Annotated in this window: 1 protein-coding gene; it reads left to right on the top strand. The window is 49.4% G+C overall.

The window, feature by feature from the left end:
- Positions 1 to 2,549: hypothetical protein (locus tag MK185_17725; protein MCH2042470.1), on the top strand; the 2,549-nt coding region annotated here is incomplete at both ends.

The raw sequence follows: 2,549 nt of genomic DNA, 5'->3' as shown, positions 1-2,549 counted from the left end.
CAGTTCAAACCCGTGTTACTGAGGAAGGTAACGTCTTTTATCGCTTTGATACCTCCTTTGGACCTGGTGCAGGAATAGTAGGGGGAGTCTTGGATGTCTTCTCCCTAGAAGATGGCGATCCTGACCAAGAAAACTCCGACCCCGAAGCAGCAGGGACAGGCTTCCTGAGTAACTTCAGCTTCACCATCACAGATCCCATTGCTAGCATTACCCTGCCGGTATCTAACGACCTTGTTCAAGAAGCGGATCAAACCTTCACTTACACCCTAGTGGAAGGCGAAGGCTACACCGTTGATGGCACACAAAACTCTGGCACCTTCACCGTTACCGATGGCGTAACACCAGCAACCACCCCCACAGTTGGGATCACAGTATCACCTGAAAATCCAACTAATACAGACCTGATTAACCTCTATGAGTCTGATCAAACGGTAGTTACTGCCATCTTTACGGTGGATGGACCCATTCCCCCCGAAGGACTGCTAGTTGAGTTAGCCGGTCCACCTCGATCCATCGCTGAATTTGATGTCAATGCCACCAACCCCCGTCTGCCGGAAGCTGAAACCGTTGTAGAAGGTGTCGTAGTAACAGGTGGCAGCATCGTTGGTACAGATGAAGTTGCCGGCTCTCTCATTATAAGGATTACAGAAGCAACAGCTACCGTTGCCGTACCTGTCTTCCAAGATGATGAGGTTGAAGGGCGAGAGGAGTTTCTCTTTGAAATTGTTGATGGAGAACAGTACGAAGTTGATCCCGATGCCGACAGCATCAGGGTCTTTATTGACGATATCAACGGTTACCGCGAAGGTGATAGTGCGAATTTCGTAACTCCTCCCCCGATGTATGAAGGGGGACTCAGCGATGGCGAACAAGCTAATGCTGACTTTGTCGATCTATTAGAAGGTCAAGCATTATTAGACGAATTGCAAGCTGGTGGCTACGTTGTCTATATCAGACACGCCCAAACCGAGAGAGATTTTGCTGACCAGGTTACTGCCGATGTGGATGATTTCTCCACTCAGCGCGTAGTCAGTGAGTTTGGTGTCAAGCAATCTTTAGTAATTGGTGAAGGCTTTAGAAATTCTGAGATTCCCGTTGCTCAGGTCATTACCAGTGATTACGGTCGGGCTGTTGAAACAGCAGCGATCGCCTTTGGTGAATATGAGAAAAACTCTGATCTCAATTTCCTTCCCGTTGAGGATTACACCCCCGAGGATATTGAGGAGATGCGTGCAAATGTCACGCCTTTCTTAACTGCGGTTCCTGAAGATGGCACCAACACTGTCATTGTCGCCCATGACGATCTCTTTGAGGCAGGCACAGGGATTTATCCTGACCCACAGGGTATCGCCTACGTGATTGATCCCGATGGCGGCCAAGATGGTGGCTTACAGGTTGTTGCCAACCTCTTGCCTGAAGAGTGGGCTGCACTCTCTGATGGTGTTTCAGGAAGCAGTGCTAGTGTTATTCCCGCCTCTGGCGATGGCCTTACTGCTAATGGTTGGACTCCTGGAGATGCCTGGGATCTGGTCACCCCTGCTCCTGACTATGGAGGTGAACAACCTAGCGATGGGGAACAAGCTAATCTTGATTTTGTAGACCAATTGGAAGGTGCAGCCCTCTTAACTGCTCTACAAGAAGGGGGACTTGTTGTCTACTTCAGACACGCTAGCACCGAGATTGATTTCGCTGACCAGGCTACAGATGAGATTAATGTCAATGACTTCTCCACCCAGAGAGTGCTAAGCGAATTCGGCATTCAACAATCTCTGGCCATCGGCGAAGGGTTTGAACGCTCTGAAATTCCCGTTGGCGATGTTATAACCAGTGATTACGGTCGGGCTATTAAAACAGCAGCCATCGCCTTTCCGGAATACGAGAAAAACTCTAAGCTCAATTTCCTACCCTTCGAGGACTACACCCCCGAACAAGTTGAACAGATGCGTGCAAATGTCACGCCCTTCTTAACGGAGGTTCCTGAAGATGGCACTAACACTGTTCTTGTTGGCCATGATGATCTCTTTGAATCCGCAACAGGCATTTATCCAGATCCCCAGGGTATTGCTTACGTAATTGACCCCGATGGCGGCGACGATGGTGGATTTGAGCTTATTGCCAATCTCTTACCCGAAGAATGGATTCAACTTTCAACCTCTGTACCTGAAGTCAGCTTTAGTACCACACCAGGTTTAATTAGTGAAGCCGATGGTGATAGCCTGGTACTGAATTTCAGTGTGACCGGTGCGATTCCCGAAGGCGGTATTACAGTCAACCTGGAAGGGGATACAGCAGAAATTCTGCAACAGTTCTTGGCCCCAGATGGCGACGGAGCAGTTCAAACTCGTGTCACTGACGAAGGTAACGTCTTTTATCGCTTTGATACCTCCTTTGGACCCGGTGCAGGACTAGAGGGAGGAACCTTGGATGTCTTCTCCCTAGAAGATGGCGATCCTGACCAAGAAAACTCCGACCCCGCAGCAGCAGGTACAGGCTTCTTAAGCGACTTCAGCTTCACCATCACAGAGCCAACCGCTAGTATTACCCTGCCG

The sequence above is a fragment of the Saccharospirillaceae bacterium genome, from assembly GCA_022448365.1.
In the GTDB taxonomy this organism is placed as follows: domain Bacteria; phylum Pseudomonadota; class Gammaproteobacteria; order Pseudomonadales; family Oceanobacteraceae; genus Bacterioplanoides.
This window is presented reverse-complemented; position numbering and strand designations above follow the sequence as displayed.